This window comes from Actomonas aquatica (genome assembly GCF_019679435.2).
GTDB lineage: Bacteria > Verrucomicrobiota > Verrucomicrobiia > Opitutales > Opitutaceae > Actomonas > Actomonas aquatica.
This window is the reverse complement of the sequence record NZ_CP139781.1, coordinates 4265004-4280507: the sequence shown is the minus strand read 5'-3', so window position 1 is coordinate 4280507 and position 15504 is coordinate 4265004. Positions and strand designations below refer to the sequence as shown.

The following is a 15504-nucleotide window of genomic DNA, read 5'->3' as shown; positions in this document are numbered from 1 at the left end:
CCAAATGACCGCCCGACTCTCCCGCAGCCTGCTGTGCGCCGCGCTCGCCTTCGCTTCATCTCTGCTCTCCGTCACGTCCCTTTCGGCCGCCACGCCGCCGGCCGACATCGCTTCCCTCCGCGCTAAAGCCCAGGACGGCAACGCCATCGCGCAATATAACCTCGGCCTCATTTACGCCGATGCCAGCGAGCCCGCCTACGACCTCGTCGAAGCCTACGTCTGGCTCTCCCGCGCCGCCGCCAACGGTTCCCGCTCCCGCGAACTCGCCCTCGTGACCGAGCGCCTCACCGCCTCCGAACTCACCACCGCCCGCGCTCGCCTCGCCCGTCCGCTCAACGCCGACACCCCCACGGTCACCGTCACGGCCGCCCCCGAGACCCCCGCCACCTTCGGCTCCTCCGCCTTCACCCCCGTCCCCCTCGACGCCGACGACCAGGCCCTCGCCTCCCTCGCCAACGAACGCGACACCCTCGCCGCCCAACTCCAAACCGCCCAAGCCGAGCTCGCCCAGCTCCGCGCCACCTCCTCCGGCTCCACTGCCGAACTCCGCAAACGCGCCGCCATCGCCGAAGCCGCCCTCGCCTCCCGCGAGCGCGACATCGAACGCCTCACCGCCGACCTCGCCACCCTCCGCGCCGCCGGCCCCTCCCCCGCCGAGACCGCCCTCCGCCAAGAACGCGATCGCCTCGCCGCCGAAGCCACCGCCGCCGCCACCGAGCTCGCCACCCTCCGCGCCGCCAACGCCCGCCTCACCCAATCCAACACCCGCCTCGTCGAGGAATCCGCCTCCGCCCGCGACCAGTCCGACGCCGTCGATCAACTCACCACCGAGCTCACCCGCACCCAGACCCAGCTCCGCCAAGCCCGCGCCGACCTCTCCGAGAGCCAAGCCACCGCCGATCGCCTCCAAGCCGAACTCTCCGCTACCAGCAACGAACTCGCCGGTCGCGCCGACGCCTCCGCCAACCTCACCGCCGCCACCTCCCGCATTTCCGACCTGCTCAACGAGGTCGCCACCGCCCGCCGCCAAGCCGAGCAACTCCAGGCGCAAAATCAGGAAGCCACCCGCGAACTCGCCAACGCCCAAGCCGCCGCCGAAACCGCCGAGTCCCAACTCGTGCCCCTGCGCGAACAGGTCGCCACCATCCAGGCCGAGCGCCAATCCCTCGCCACCCAACTCGCCAACGCCCAAGCCCGCGTCGCCGAACTCTCCGACTCCCAAGCCGACCTCGGCAACGCCGCCGACCGCATCAGCGCCCTCCTCGGCGAACTCTCCGCCACGCGCAACGAACTCGAGTCCACCCAAGCTCAACTCGCCTCCACCCAAGCCGACCTCGCCACCGCCCAGGCGACCGCCGGCAACGCCGAGACCGACGTCGCTCAAGCCGCCCGCGAGACCGAGTCCCTGCGCCAGCAACTCGCCGCCACCACCGCCGACCTCGCCGCCGCCCGCGCAGCCCGCGCCGCCCTCGAGTCCGACCTCGCCGCCGCGCAGGATACCGCCGCCGATCTGCCCGCCGCCACCACGCGTATTCAGGATCTGCTTACACAACTCGCCTCCGCCCGCGACGCCAACACCCAGCTCCGCGGCCAGCTCGACCGCCTCGCCAACGGCCAGTCCGACACCGAGCAAACCCTCCGCGACCAGCTCGACGCCACCGACGCTCGCGCCACCGATCTCGCCACCCAACTCCAGGCCACCAAGTCGGAACTCGCCACCGCCCAACGTGACCTCACCACCAGCCGCGCCGCCCACGAACGCGCCACCGCCCAGCTCTCCACCGCCCGCCAGTCCGTCGACGAACTCACCACCGACCTCGGTCGCACCCGCACCGAACTCGCCCGCCTCACCCAGGAAACCACCAACCGCAACGCCGACCAAAAGGACGTCGCCAACGAACTCGCCCAAGCTTGGTCCGAACTCGAGGCCGTCACCGCCCAACGCGACGCCCTCCAAACCGAACTCGCGTCGACCCAGACCGATCTGAGCAGCGCCCGCGACGAACTCGCCACCACCTCCCGCCAACTCGCCCGCGCCCAGGACGCCGTCGCCAGCGCGACCGCCGAACCCAGCGCCGACCCCGCCGAGCTCCGCGACCTGCAGAGCAAACTCGACGCCAGCCTCCGCGCCTTCTCCACCCAGGAACGCGAACTCGCCCGCACCCGCCGCGAACTCGGTGAAGCCTCCGCCCGCGCCGACGCCGCCGACACCTCCATCGCCGCCCTGCGCGAGCAACTCGAGTCCCTCCAACCCCAGCTCGCCGCGGCCGAAGAAGACCGCGCCACCGCCGCGGCTGAACTCGCCCAGGTCGAAGACCAACTCGCCGCCGCCACCTCCAGCGCCTCGGCCGAGCAAAACACCCTCCAGGACGAACTCGCCGCCGCCCAGGCCCTCGCCGCCGCGCGCGCCGACGAACTTACCACCCTGCGCGCCGAACTCGCCGCCGCCGAACAGGTCCTCGCCGAGAACAACAACCTCCGCGAACAAGCCCGCCAGGCGCAGGACCAGACCGCCACCCTCGCCGCCCAAGTCGCCGAGCTGCGCACCCAACTCGCCCTCGCGCAGACCGCGCCCGTCATCGACCGCGCCGCCCCCTCGCGACCGACCGCGCCGACCGTAGCCAGCGCCCCAACCCCGGCCCCGGCGGCCAGCCCCGCCACGCACACCGTGCAGGCCGGCGACACCCTCTCGAGCATCTCCCAACAGCACTACGGCACCCCGCTGCGCTGGCGCGACATCCTCAACCTCAACCGCGCCGCCATCCCCAACCCCAGCGCCCTCCCCGTCGGCACCGAACTCCGCCTCCCGTAAGGCCCAAGGTTGACGCGGGCGTCCCGACCGCGTCGCTCCAGTGCGTCAGCTCCGCCCCCGCGAGGCAACGCAGCGCGAGTAAACTCGCAGCCTACCCCCGACTCCCGAACCCACACCGTAGGCCGCGAGCTCGCTCGCGCTAACGTTGCCCCTCCGCCCCCACTCCACCGCCGACCGCGTCCGGAGGCCACGGTCCACCTCAAACCCACTCCCAAGGTGGACGCGGGCGTCCCGACCGCGTCGCTCCAGCGCGTCAGCCCCCCCGCGGGGCAACGCAGCGCAAGTAAACTCGCAGCCTACCCTCAACTGCCGAACCCGCACTGTAGGCCGCGAGCTCGCTCGCGCTAACGCTGCCCCTCCGCCCCCACTCCACCGCCGACCGCGTCCGGAGGCCACGGTCCACTCCCAAGGTGGACGCGGGCGTCCCGACCGCGTCGCTCCAGTGCGTCAGCTCCCCCCGCGACGCAACGCAGCGCGAGTAAACTCGCAGCCTACCCCCGACTTCCGAACCCGCACTGTAGGCCGCGAGCTCGCTCGCGCTAACGCGGCCCCTCCGCCCCTCTCCACCGCCGACCGCGTCCGGAGGCCACGGTCCACCTCGAACTCACTCCCAAGGTGGACGCGGGCGTCCCGACCGCGTCGCTCCAGTGCGTCAGCTCCCCCCCGCGACGCAACGCAGCGCGAGCAAGCTCGCAGCCTACACTCTGCTTCCGAACCCGCACTGTAGGCCGCGAGCTTGCTCGCGCTAACGTTGCCCCTCCGCCCCCACTCCACCGCCGACCGCGTCCGGAGGCCACGGTCCACCTCAAACACCCAAAACCAAAATGAAGCAGCGGCCGTCTCGGCCGCCCCCCCTCACCCCGCAAACTGCGCCAGCACCACGGCCAGCGACACCGCGCCGCCGATCGACGCAAACACCACCGTCGTCGCCGCCATGCCTTCGTCGCCGCCCATCTGCTTCACCATCGTGTGCGACACCGCCGCCGTCGGACACGACAGGCAAATCAAGAGCACCAGCATCGCCGCCGCATCCAGCCCCAGCAACCGCCCCAGGCCGTATCCAAGCAATGGTGACAACAGCACCTTGAAGCCGGCCGCGATCAACGGCAGCCGCCGATTGCCCTTCACCGGCACCGTCATGAGCGCCGCACCGATGCAGAGCAGCGCCAGCGGCAAAGCCATCCGCCCCAGCGACTGCAGCGTCGTCAGCAACGCCACCGGCGGCGTCCAACCCGCCAAGCGCGCCGCCAGTCCGGTAACCGATGCCAAAATGATCGGATTTCGCACCACGCCCAAACCGATGCGCCGCCACATCCGCCCACCGACTTCGTCCTGACTCGCCAACAGCACCCACACCGCCACCGCGTTGTTGAGCAACAGCATCGGCGCAAAGGTGAGCATCGCCTGCCCGATCGGCACGCCCGGCACCGACAGCAACAGCGGCAGCGCAATAAAACTCAGATTCGACCGAAACGCCCCCTGCGTAAACGTGCCGCGCGCCCGCGCCTGCACGCCCAGCAACGGTCCGCCCCACCACGCCAGCACCGCCGTCAACGCCGTGCCGCCCAACATCGCCAGCAAGAGCGCCCCCGCACCTTCGTTGCCGCCAGCTCCAGTCACCAGCGCCGAAAACACCGCCGCCGGCAGACCCACCCAAAAGAGCAGTTTGTTGATCCCCGCCACCACCGGCCCGGCCAACATCCCGCCGCGCTGCAAAGCCGCGCCCAGCGCGATAATCAGGAAAATGGGAGCGAGCAGATTCAGGACGGCCACGGCCGCGCAGCATCAGCCAGCAACGACCGCGCGTCTAGGCGGGACTTTGCCCAACGGCACAATCCATCCCGGGCGGCCGCCCGCCCCTCCCGCCATCGGCCGCACTCACGGCGTGCGCATCGCCGGCCCGTAGAAGATCGCGTTGCCCAGCAAACGCATCGAGCCGAACCAATAGCCGCGAAACACCGGCAGGTCGGTCATCGCCACCACGCGGCCACGCCCCATCGGCGCAACCACCGCGGCGGCTTGCCCCGCCAGCTTGGCCACATCTTCGTCGCGCGCATAACCGGCCAACAGTGGTTCGTCGGCATAAACCAACGGCGTTTGATACGGCGACTCCGACGTCTCCAGCTGCACCTTGCCTTGACGGAACAGCGGCAGCACTTCGCTGCCCAGCCCGTAAGCCAGCGGATGCGTCAGATCGACGTCCGCCGCGAAGACCGTGCCGGGAATCAGCTTGGCACGCTCCAGACGTTCCCCTCGCGCAAAGGGTTGCCGCGGTTCGTCGGTCGACTTGCCGCCCGCCTCCCGCATGGCCAGCGGCGCCTTCAAGGTGTCCGCTGCCCACGCCGCCGCGCGCTCAAAGGTCACCAGCGTGCCGCCGTCGCGCACCCACTCGGCCAGTGCCGCCACCGCCCGGCTGCTCAACCCGCTGTAACGGCCATCGACCATCACAATCGCATCCAGTCGCGACAGATCCGCCGACGCTACATCGTCGAGCTCCAACAACAGCACCGGCAAACCGTAGCGCGTATCCAGCGTATGCCACACCGCGCCCGCGTCGTAAGGACTCAGCCCGTCACCGGTCAGCACCGCCACGCGGCCCGCCGTCGCCGTCACCAAACTCGGGCTGCCCAGATCCGGCCCATCCGGAGTGTGACCGCTGGCGAGCGCCACCACCGTCACCGCGTCTTCCGCCAGAATGGAATCGATCACCGCCTCGATCTCCGCCGCCTTGCTCGCCTGACGCGTCACCGGCACCAAGACCGAGCCTCGACTCAGGGTCACCGCCGCGTCCGCGTCCGCGCCCGCCGGCACCGCCTGAAACGGTTCCGTCACGATCTGCGACACGATCCCGGCCTGCCCCAGTCGTCCCAACGCCCGCGGCACGTCGAAGCCGTATCCTTCGATCAAATACGCCCGCACGCCGTCGCGCGAACCGACCAGCTCACCCACCGGGCGTGGCCCGACGGTCAGCGCCTCGCCGGCGAGCCCACGGGCGTCCCCCCAGGCCACCGTAGCATGCGGCAGGTTGAAGGCCAGCGGCACGCTCCAAGCCGAAATGTCGTAGAACGCCGTATCCGTAAATTCCCTACGATCGGTAAAGAGTTCCGCCAAAAGGCGCGCCTGCGGCTGCGCCGCCGGCACCCAGAGCGCTTCGCCCGCCGCGTAGGTGCGGTCGCCAATCTCGACGTCGCGTTTGAGCGCATGCACCTCGATCTGGTGCTGCGCCAGGCGCGACTGCAATTCCCAGGCGCGGCCACGGTCACCCGCCGGATCGATCACCCAACCGCCGATGCCACGCTCTTGGGCGAAGTCATTGGCGGTGGCGTAGAACTCGCGCTGATGCTCCAGCAGGTCGCCGCGCATCGCCACCGCCCCCGCCAGGGTGGAAAGCGAAGCGATGACTTGATTGCGAATGGTGAAGGCGAAGGGCATGTCGCCAAAATCCGTCTCCTGCACATGCCCGCGCGAGCTGGCCTGTTCGTAGAGGATGCCGAGCCCGCCCGTGAGGTCGGGGTAGACCGAGCCCTTGCCGACGTAGAAATCGTCGTAACCCTCGGCCGAGTAGAAGAACGAGCCCGCGCGATCGAGCGCCGCCACGTGATGCGTCGCCAGTTGCTCCTGCAGCTCATACACGCGCGCCGGCGTGGTCGGGTTGTTGCGCGAAGGCACGCCGGGCTGGAAGAAGAAAGTCTTGTCGGTGCCCATCTCGTGATGGTCGTTCATGATGTTGGGCAACCATTGGTGATAGCGGCCGATGCGCGCCTGACTCTCCGGATGCACCAGCGGGAACCAGTCGCGGTTGAGGTCGAACCAGTAGTGGTTGGTGCGGCCGTTGGGCCAGGGCTCGCGGTGTTCGCGATGGTAGCGGTCGGCCACCAGGTTTTGACCCCGATGGGTGTTGGCCCAGTGCGCAAAGCGCGCCACGCCGTCGGGGTTAAACATCGGATCGAGCAGCACCACCAGATCCCGTCGCGCCGCCTGCGCCGCCGGGTGCTCCGAGGCCACCAACCAATAGGCGACCACCATCGCGGCGTTCGCACCGGAGGCTTCGTTGCCGTGGATCGAATAACCGAGATTCACCACCGCTGGGCGCGCGCCCACGCGCCCAAGCGCGAGATGCTCCTCCCGCACCGCCTCGAGATCGGCCAGACGCTCCGGTGCCGCCACGATGAACTGCAGCAACGGCCGCTGCTCGTGGGTGTGACCATACACCTCGACCTTCGCCCGCGCCGGCGCGGCGGCGGCCAAGGCTCGCAGGTAGCTTTCGATCTGATCTGGGCGCAGATGCCACTCTCCCACCTCAAATCCAAAGTGCTCTGCCGGCGTCGGCACGCTCTCGTCGTAGGGCCCGCCGTCGGAGAGGAAATAGTCCAGCGGCTCACCCGCACCGAACAGCCGGGTCACCACACTCAAAGCCAGAATCAACCGGAAGTATCTCAACATGGGAAAAAAGACTGCACGACTCGGAGCATTTTTCAGCCCAAGATCCCAAAAGTGATCCGCCTTCCTGCCATGACCCGTTTTCACCGCCTCTTCACCTTCGGCCTCACCCTCACCTTCACCCTCGTGGGTCTCACCGCGCAATTCGCCCGCGCCGCCGACTCCGAGCCCGCCCTGCCCGACGGACTCTACGCCGCCTTCGACACCCCGCGCGGCACCATCACCGTAAAACTCTTCGCCGAGCGCGCCCGTTTGCCCGTGACCAATTTTGTTGGTCTCGCCGAAGGCACGCTCGGTCCCGAGCCCGGCCGGTCCTTCTTCGACGGCACCACCTTTCACCGGGTCATTCCCGGCTTCGTCGCCCAAGGCGGTGCCCCCACCGGCACCGGCGAAGGAGGCCCGGGCTATGAATTCCCCGATCAGTTTACGCCCGGTCTCAGCCACGACCGCGCCGGCATCCTGTCCATGGCCAACGCCGGCCCCGACACCAACAGCTCGCAGTTCTTCTTCACCCTGGCGCCGCAAGTGCGCCTCGACTACCTGCACAGCGTCTTCGGCGAAGTCGTCGACGGCCTCGACGTGCTGCAGACGATCGAACAAGGCGACACCATGAACGTGCGCATCCTCCGCCACGGCCCCGCCGCCGAAGCCTTCGCGACCGATCCCGCGGCGTTCGCCGCCCAAATCGCCGCCGTGCCCCACGCCGCGCCCGCCCACGTGGCCGACCCCGATGACCAACTCCCCGCCGCACCCGACTGGGCCCAAATCCTGGATAACAAACTGGCCAACCTCGAACGTTTCACCGGCGCCAAATTCCACGTGATGGTCGTCGCCACCGAGCCCCCCGACCGCACTACGCCCGAGCTCGCCGCCACCCTCGAGCGTCGGGCCGGCATCACCGACGAAGGCATCGCCGCCATCTACGTCGCCGACAGTCACCTCTGGTTTGTCCACCTCGGCGACACGACTGCGACCCGCCTCACGATCGACGACGAAACCACCGACCAAGCCCTGCAGCGCCTGCTCGCCACCATCGACGCCACCGCCACGGCCACCATCGCCGAACGCTACGGCGAAGACCCGGTGCCGCCCGAGCAGTCCCGCAAACGCCACCTCGACGCCTTCCTCGACACCCTCATCCCTTACCTCGTGCGCTAGCCCGATCGCCAAACGCGCGGCGCTATCCCGATCGAACATGAAACAAGGACAAGAAACCCCTCTGCCCCATCCCCGTGTTCTTGTCCGCCAATTCAAGGCCACCTCAGTTGCTACATGTGTCCTGCTGTCAGTGTTGCTCGGCTGCTCTCGCCCATTTCCCGAACCAACAGGGATCAAAGAATGGTCGCAGGTCTCAACCCTCGCGAAGGCCTTCATTCTAAGAGGCGATGTCGACGCGATTCGGGCGCACGCGGATGTTTCAGGCCTTCCTCCGAACGAGCTATCTGCGATCCATGACGCGTGGAAGGAATGGAACGGCGTATCGGGCGAGCTGCGTCACGTTTCTACCGCCGTGATGACTCCCGCCGAGTTCGAGACCCTCAAAGAAAGGGAGCACAAAGCGCTTTTCGGCGACCGGCCTCACTCCCTGCCGCCACCGAAGTGGAACACAGAGCCCGAAAAGCTCATCGTCTTCACCTTTGCGAGCAAAGATCCGACCGACAAAACGACCCAAGTTCGTTGGTATGCTGGGGCGTTTCAGCGAGACGGCCTGTGGTATTTCGCGAGCCGGCGGCCGTGAATGCCAAACGCCTTCCTTTCTTCGCCACCTATATTGGCGAGCGGCGGATTGGTAGCAGCAGATGGGACAGGCCGTGTAGTTATTAGCAGGAAGGAGTCTCCTCCTCGCTCGCGAAACATCCCCTCTTACGCCCAAGGGTCGAAGAGCACTTTGATCGCCTCCTTGCGTCGCAGCAGGCCCACCCCTCGCACGTAGTCGCGCAGTGGCAGCGTCGTGGTGATGAGCGCCGACAGATCCAGTGTGCCGGCCTCCACCGCCGCAATCGCCGTCTCCGCCGCCGTCCGGTTGTGGTCCCCGTAACCTACCAACGTCACCCCCGGTCCCCACATGAGCGCCCCGTCGTAGCGGATCGGGTCACGCACCACCCCGAAGAGGGCGACGGCCTGCCGGGTGCGGCGTAACAAAAATTCAACTACCGGGGCCAGCCCGGTGCAGTCGATCGCCACGTCCGCCGCCCGCTCGTCGTTGCGATCGGCCGGCCAACTCGCCGCCTCGCCGGTCTCCACGTGGGTCGCCCCCAACCGTAGCGCGAGTTCGCGTCGTTCCGTCACCGGGTCCATTCCGATCACCGCAGCGGCACCGTGATGACGGGCCAGTTGCACAGCGACCAATCCTGCTGGTCCCAACCCGGCGATCGCCACCCGGCGCCCTCGGACTCCACCAAGCTCCGCCAGCCGTTGAAAACTCACCTCCACGCACATCCCCAGCTCCACCGAGGCCCACTGCCCATGAGGGCGCTCGGCCGACACCGGCAACAGATCGACCGCCCGGAAGGTATTGAACTGAGCATAAAATCCCGGCCTCGCCTCGCCCGTGTCGCGCCAAGCCACGACTCGCTGGCCCACCCGAAGACTTGCCACCGCCGAGCCCACCGCCGCCACTTCCCCCACCGCCTCATGGCCGGGCTGACCGGGCAAATAGGGATAATGCAGGTCCTGGCCCGGAAACATCGGTTCACCGCCGAGGATGTGCAGGTCCCAATGCGGACAGGACGAGACGCCCAGCACTTTCACCAAAACCTCCTCTGGCTTCGGGGTCGGCACCGACGCCTCCGCCCACTCGATTTCACCGGGCGCCGTGATCACCAGCCGACGCATGGTTTGGGGAATCGAGACCGCGTTCATGCCGCACCTCCTTCCGCCGACCACTCCAACACCACGCCGAGCACCGGCTCACGTTTGGATGCGATCAACTCCCACGCCTGCGCCGCCTGCTCAACGGGGAAACGGTGCGTGATCAACGGGGCCGTGCGCAGGCGGCCATCACGCACCCAATCGATGGTGGTATCGACCCGCTCCCGCGTGATGCCCGCGACGAGATCAAAGGCGATTTCGCGAAAGCGGTAGCGCTGGATTTCGACGAAGCCTTCCAGACCATAAAAACCTGCCGCCACGATCGTGCCACCGTGCTTCAGGTGAGGCAGGTAGGCATCGAAAAGCCGGGCGTCCCCCACCGTGTCGACAAGCACCGCCACCGGTCCCGCTTCCAACGCAATGACTTCGTCGACGCCAAGCCCGGTGACCCTGAGCGCCTGCCCCGGTCGGTCTCCGCATTCGCGCCGGAATGCTGCCAAGCGATCCTCATGCCGACCGGTCATGATGACCCGCGCACCACGCTCCAGCAGCGTCTGGGCGGTCCATTGCCCGACCAACCCATCTCCGACCACCACCGCCAGTTCACCCGGTTCGATCCGCGGCCGCGATCCACAGTTGTAGCCCACCTGAGTGAGCACCATCCCGCTGTAAGCGGCCGGATCCAGCTGAGCCTCCGGCGGCAGACGGTGCACGAAGTCCTGCCGACACACCGACGGAGACACATGACCCGCATACTCGTTGTCGAACATGCCCTCGACCCGACTCATGATCGCAAAAACAAAATCACCCACCGCAAAGTCACGCACGGCGGCCCCGACCTGCCGCACCCAGCCGACTTTTTGGTAACCCGCGATGAGCGGAAACGGCTCCGGGTCATCCGGCTTGCGCGCCGTATCGCCGGCCAAACGCTCGCCGCGTAGGAAGGAACCCTCGGTGCCATTGCTGATCCACGAATGGGTGACTTCAATGACCACATCCTCGGGACCGGGCTCGGGGCAGCAGACCTCTTGGAATACAACAGTTCCGGGAGCGGTGAAGACAACGGCTTGAGCTTTCATGGGCAAGGGGGGGCGACCTTCCGATAATTCACTTACGAACTTCCCGAAGTGAATATTCATTAGGAAGTTAAGGGGCCCAGCAACCTACCGCCCGGTTTGAGCATCAGTCAACCTTTCCCAGCTCCGCCTCCGCGCGTTTGCCTTTCCTCGGCTCCTCACTCAACGTGGCCGATCCATGCGCGCCCTCCGCACCCTTCTTGTCCCCGCTCTCTTCGGTCTCGCCCTGCTCACCATCGCGCTCGTCACGCGCTCCGGTAAACTCGCTCGCGAGAACCCGGGTGCGCCCATCAACAGCGCCATGCGCGAAGCGATGAACATGATGACCCTGCCCATCGTCGATGAGGGCATCGTGAGCCAACGCTACCCCAAAGCCGAAATCACCCCCACCGGGCTGCGCTACCTCATCACTCAACCCGGCGACGGTCTCACCCGCCCCACCCGCGGCCAGGAGGTCTTGGTCCACTATCGCGGCTTCTTTCTCGACGGCACCCCACTCGACGACAGCTACAGCAAGGGCCAACCCTTCCATCTCCAAGCCGGCCAGGCGCAGGTGATTCCCGGTTGGGACGAAGCCATCATGGAGATGACCAAGGGCGAAAAACGCACCCTCATCATCCCCTACTGGCTCGGCTACGGCGAAAAAGGCATCAAGGGCCACATCCCGCCCGAAGCCACCCTCGTCTTCGAAGTTGAACTCGTCGACGTGCTGCCGCTGCGCAACTGAGCCCCGACACCCCGCCCCGCTCGTCGGGCGCGGCTCCGCAGCGCGTCTGGGTTGATTCCCTAAATCATTATAGGGTAACCCCTTCACTTCCTGGCAGTGGCTTTGAACTAAATTGCCGTAAATGCCTCTAATTGTGCCGGATCACTTTGTTAATCCGCCGCTTGCGCCGATGTTGTCGGCGTATGCTAGCGCTCATGCCACACGGGGTATGTTACGTCTGGGATCCGAGCCTGATCTGGCTGCACGCGATCTCCGACGGCCTCATCGCGCTCGCTTACTTTTCCATCCCCGCGATCATTTTCCTGCTCCTGCGCCAGCGGCCGGATTTTCCGTTTCGACGCATTCTGGCGTGGTTTGCGGCTTTCGTTTTCGCCTGTGGCCTGACGCACGTCCTCGAAGTGCTGACCATCTGGTCACCGGTTTATTGGCTGAGCGGGACGATCAAAGCCGTCACCGCGCTCATCTCCATCGGCGTCGCCTTCACGCTGTGGCGCCTGCGCCCGGTCTTCCTCCAAGCGCCGTCTCCCGAGACCTACCGCCGCCTCAACGAGGAACTGGACTCCCTCGTCAAAGAACGCACCGCCAGCCTCGAAGCCAGCAACGCCCGCCTGCGCGATGAGATCGCCCACCGCCGCCATGCTGAAGACAAGGCGGCCGCACTCAACCGCACCCTCGCGAACCGCGTAAGCGAGCAGCACACGCTGCTCGACCTGCTGCCCGTCGGCATCGCCTTCAAAACCCGCGATCAAGGCGTGCAGCTGATGCACAACCAAGCCTTCAGCGACCTCTTCGAGCTCTCGCTCCCGGCCATCGGCGAACCCGGCCTGCCCCCGCGTGAGCTGTTCGCCCCCGTGCGAAGTTTTGTCGAAGACCAAGAGCTGAGCTACGAGGAGCTGCCGCTCGTGCGCAGCTCCCGCGAGGGTTGCGTGATCACCGATGTCGAGCAGCGCATCATTCTGCCCAGCGGCACCAAGCGCACCCTGCTCGTCTCCGCCCGCCCCCTCACCGACGACGAGGGCAATTTGCGCGGCAGCGTCGCCACCTTCCAGGACATCACCCGCCGCCAGCAGGCCGAGTCCGACCTGCGCCTCGTCATCGAGGCTTCGCCCAATGCCATGATCCTGGCCGACCACCAAGGCCGTATCCAACTCGCCAATACCGAGGCTCATCGCCTCTTCGGTTACGAGCCCGGCACCCTCCATGACGCCTGCGTCGACGACCTGGTGCCGGACGGCCACCGCCAATCGCACCAACATCACCGCCAGCATTTCGCGGCGCATCCCTCCAAACGCGCCATGGGCGCCGGCGACGATCTGTTTGGCTGTCGCCGCGATGGCACCCGCATCCCGCTCGAGATCGGACTCAACCCGATTCACCTCTCCTCCGGTCCCGCGGTCCTCGCCTCGATCATCGACCTCACCGACCGCAACCGCTCCGAAGAAGAGCGGCTCCAGTTTGAGCGCTCCCTGCACGAGACCCAAAAACTCGAGAGCCTGGGTATCCTCGCCGGCGGCATCGCCCATGACTTTAACAACATCCTCACCGGCATCCTCGGCCACAGCTCCCTCATCCGCCACGACAACCCGCCTCCCGAGGGTGACCTGCTCGAAGCCATCGATCAGATCGAACTCTCAGCCGAGCGCGCCGCCGACCTCTGCCGGCAACTCATGGCCTACGCCGGCAAGGGCAAGTTTGAGCAAAAGGCCATCAACCTCAGCCACCTCGTCACCGAAACCGGTAAACTCCTCGAAGTCTCCGTCGGCAAGGTCGCCCGCATCCGCTACCGGCTGACCCGCAACCTGCCCTCCGTCATGGGCGACCCCACCCAGCTGCGCCAGGTGCTGATGAACCTCGTCATCAATGCCTCCGAAGCGGTCGAGCCGAAGCTGGGCATCATCACCGTTTCCACCCAGGTCATCGACGCTCACGCCAGCTACCTGCGCGCCCTTGATCTGACCAACAACCTCAAACCCGGTCGCTACATCACCCTCGAGGTGCAGGACGACGGCAAGGGCATGGACGCCGAGACCCGCGGCCGCATCTTCGACCCATTCTTCACCACCAAATTCACCGGCCGCGGTCTCGGTCTCGCCGCAGTGCAGGGCATCGTGCACAACCATGGCGGCGGCATTCGCGTCTACAGCGAACCCGACCGCGGCACGCTCTTCAAAATCCTCCTGCCGGCCGACGACGCCAGCACCGCCGAGCTCGCCCCTGCACCAGCCGCCGTGCCCGCCAAACCGCGACTCTCCGGCCACGTGCTCGTCGTCGATGATGAACCCGCCGTGCGCCGCCTCGCCGGTCGCGCCCTGCAACGTTTCGGCTTCGCCGTCGAGTTGGTCGACTCCGGCCCGGCCGCCCTCGCGTGGTTCGACGCTCACCCAGGGACCACCACCCTCGCCATGGTCGACCTCACCATGCCCGACATGGACGGCGACGAAGTCATCCAGGAGCTCCACCGCCGCCAACCCGAGCTGCCCATCCTGCTCATGAGCGGCTTCAACGAACAGGACATCGCCGAACGCTTCGGCAGCCGCCGACCCGACGCCTTTCTCAGCAAACCCTTCACCATCGAATCTCTGCTCTCAATGGTGCGCCAATGCCTGCATCTCGACGTCGACCCGTCCGCCGACCCCGGATCAGAGTCCGAGAAATGAACCGTGCTTTTTGAGCCAGACCTCCGCCTCTTCCCAGCGCGGACACACCTCGGCCACCGCCGCCCAAAAACGTTTGGAGTGGTTCATCTCCCGCAGGTGCATGAGCTCGTGATAAATCACATAATCGCTCACCCACGGCGGCGTGAGGATGAGTCGCCAGTTGAGCGAAATCACGCCGCCCTCGGTGCATGACCCCCAACGCGAACGCTGATTGCGCACCGCCACGCGCTTCACGTCCATGCGGGTCACGGCAGCCAATTCCCACGTGCGCGCCGGCAACTCGATCTTCGCTTTGCGCAGAAAACCCGCCTCCAGCGTCGGTCGCAGATTGCCCTCAAAGCGCGGCACGCGAAACAAATCCGCCCCCAGACTCACCTGCGCCGGCGGTCCCTCGGCCGCGCGGCGGATCGGCAACATCTCGCCGCGCCACAACAACTCCGTGCCGACGGACCACACCTCGGCCTGCCGCGGCCGTTTGCGCTGCCGTTCCCGCACGCGTTTGAGCCAGTCGGTGTGCTCCGCCACAAACTTCCGCGCCGCCCGCTCGCTACCGCGCGCCGGAATCGTCGCCACCGCAATCCCATCCTTGCGCAAGGTGAGCCGGTAATGTTTCGCCCGCAGGTTACGCTCATACACCACGATTTGCGGCGGCGCGGCGACCTCGGTCTCTTCGCTGACCAAGGTCAACGGCGGCGCCGTCACCGGAGGAGCCGCCGGGGCGACATCTTCGCGCGGCGTTTCCGGTGCCGCGACGAAGCCAAACAAATCAAGTTGTTCCGCGCCTCTATCGATAGCCCGCCACTAAACCCCATCCACGCCCGCCGTAAAGCCCGCGCCGCACAAAGGTGTCGGTCGGGAGCCTGGGACCCGGGACCGTCAGCACCGGCCGTAGCTGCGTTGGAGCAACGCGACAACGTGGCCCTGCGCTGTCGTCCTCCCGGGGTCACCGACCCCGGCTACAGCCACCCCCATCCGTGTCCT

General features: G+C 67.0%; 10 protein-coding genes. 5 read left to right on the top strand and 5 right to left on the bottom strand.

What is annotated here, in order from left to right; all coding sequences use genetic code 11:
• The first annotated feature begins 4 nt into the window (after positions 1 to 4).
• Positions 5 to 2812, top strand: coding sequence for a LysM peptidoglycan-binding domain-containing protein (locus K1X11_RS16315; protein ID WP_221031305.1), 2808 nt, complete (start codon positions 5 to 7; stop codon positions 2810 to 2812).
• Positions 2813 to 3667: 855 nt separating this feature from the next.
• Here K1X11_RS16315 and K1X11_RS16310 read toward each other — a convergent pair.
• Positions 3668 to 4585 carry an AEC family transporter gene (locus tag K1X11_RS16310; protein ID WP_221031304.1) on the bottom strand — a complete coding sequence of 306 codons (918 nt, stop codon included), beginning with the start codon at positions 4583 to 4585 and terminating at the stop codon, positions 3668 to 3670.
• Between the two features lie 105 nt (positions 4586 to 4690).
• Positions 4691 to 7255, bottom strand: a complete 2565-nt coding sequence (locus K1X11_RS16305; RefSeq protein ID WP_221031303.1) for a DUF4350 domain-containing protein — start codon at positions 7253 to 7255, stop codon at positions 4691 to 4693.
• A gap of 69 nt (positions 7256 to 7324) precedes the next feature.
• On the opposite strand from K1X11_RS16305, the gene K1X11_RS16300 reads away from it, so the two are divergent.
• Together K1X11_RS16300 and K1X11_RS16295 are read left to right on the top strand one after the other, a co-directional pair.
• Positions 7325 to 8410 carry a peptidylprolyl isomerase gene (locus tag K1X11_RS16300; RefSeq protein WP_221031302.1) on the top strand — a complete coding sequence of 362 codons (1086 nt, stop codon included), beginning with the start codon at positions 7325 to 7327 and terminating at the stop codon, positions 8408 to 8410.
• 37 nt (positions 8411 to 8447) lie between these two features.
• Positions 8448 to 8990 (top strand): hypothetical protein, encoded by a 543-nt coding sequence (locus K1X11_RS16295; protein ID WP_221031301.1) that lies wholly within the window; start codon positions 8448 to 8450, stop codon positions 8988 to 8990.
• 125 nt (positions 8991 to 9115) lie between these two features.
• On the opposite strand, the gene K1X11_RS16290 is transcribed toward K1X11_RS16295, so the two are convergent.
• Positions 9116 to 10114: a zinc-dependent alcohol dehydrogenase gene (locus K1X11_RS16290; RefSeq protein ID WP_221031300.1), complete on the bottom strand. Its 999-nt coding sequence runs from the start codon at positions 10112 to 10114 to the stop codon at positions 9116 to 9118.
• A complete protein-coding gene (locus tag K1X11_RS16285) occupies positions 10111 to 11142 on the bottom strand; it encodes a zinc-binding dehydrogenase (RefSeq protein WP_221031299.1) in 1032 nt (343 codons plus the stop codon). Before K1X11_RS16285 ends, K1X11_RS16290 begins: the two co-directional genes overlap by 4 nt.
• Positions 11143 to 11317: 175 nt before the next feature.
• On the opposite strand from K1X11_RS16285, the gene K1X11_RS16280 reads away from it, so the two are divergent.
• Both K1X11_RS16280 and K1X11_RS16275 read left to right on the top strand, forming a co-directional pair.
• On the top strand, positions 11318 to 11866 hold the full coding sequence (locus K1X11_RS16280; RefSeq protein WP_221031298.1) for an FKBP-type peptidyl-prolyl cis-trans isomerase: 549 nt from the start codon (positions 11318 to 11320) through the stop codon (positions 11864 to 11866).
• 194 nt (positions 11867 to 12060) lie between these two features.
• Entirely contained in the window at positions 12061 to 14523 is a 2463-nt protein-coding gene (locus tag K1X11_RS16275) for a PAS domain-containing hybrid sensor histidine kinase/response regulator (RefSeq protein WP_221031297.1), read from the top strand.
• On the opposite strand, the gene K1X11_RS16270 is transcribed toward K1X11_RS16275, so the two are convergent.
• Entirely contained in the window at positions 14506 to 15288 is a 783-nt protein-coding gene (locus tag K1X11_RS16270; RefSeq protein ID WP_225919461.1) for a M48 family metallopeptidase, read from the bottom strand. The genes K1X11_RS16275 and K1X11_RS16270 overlap by 18 nt on opposite strands.
• Positions 15289 to 15504 lie beyond the last annotated feature (216 nt).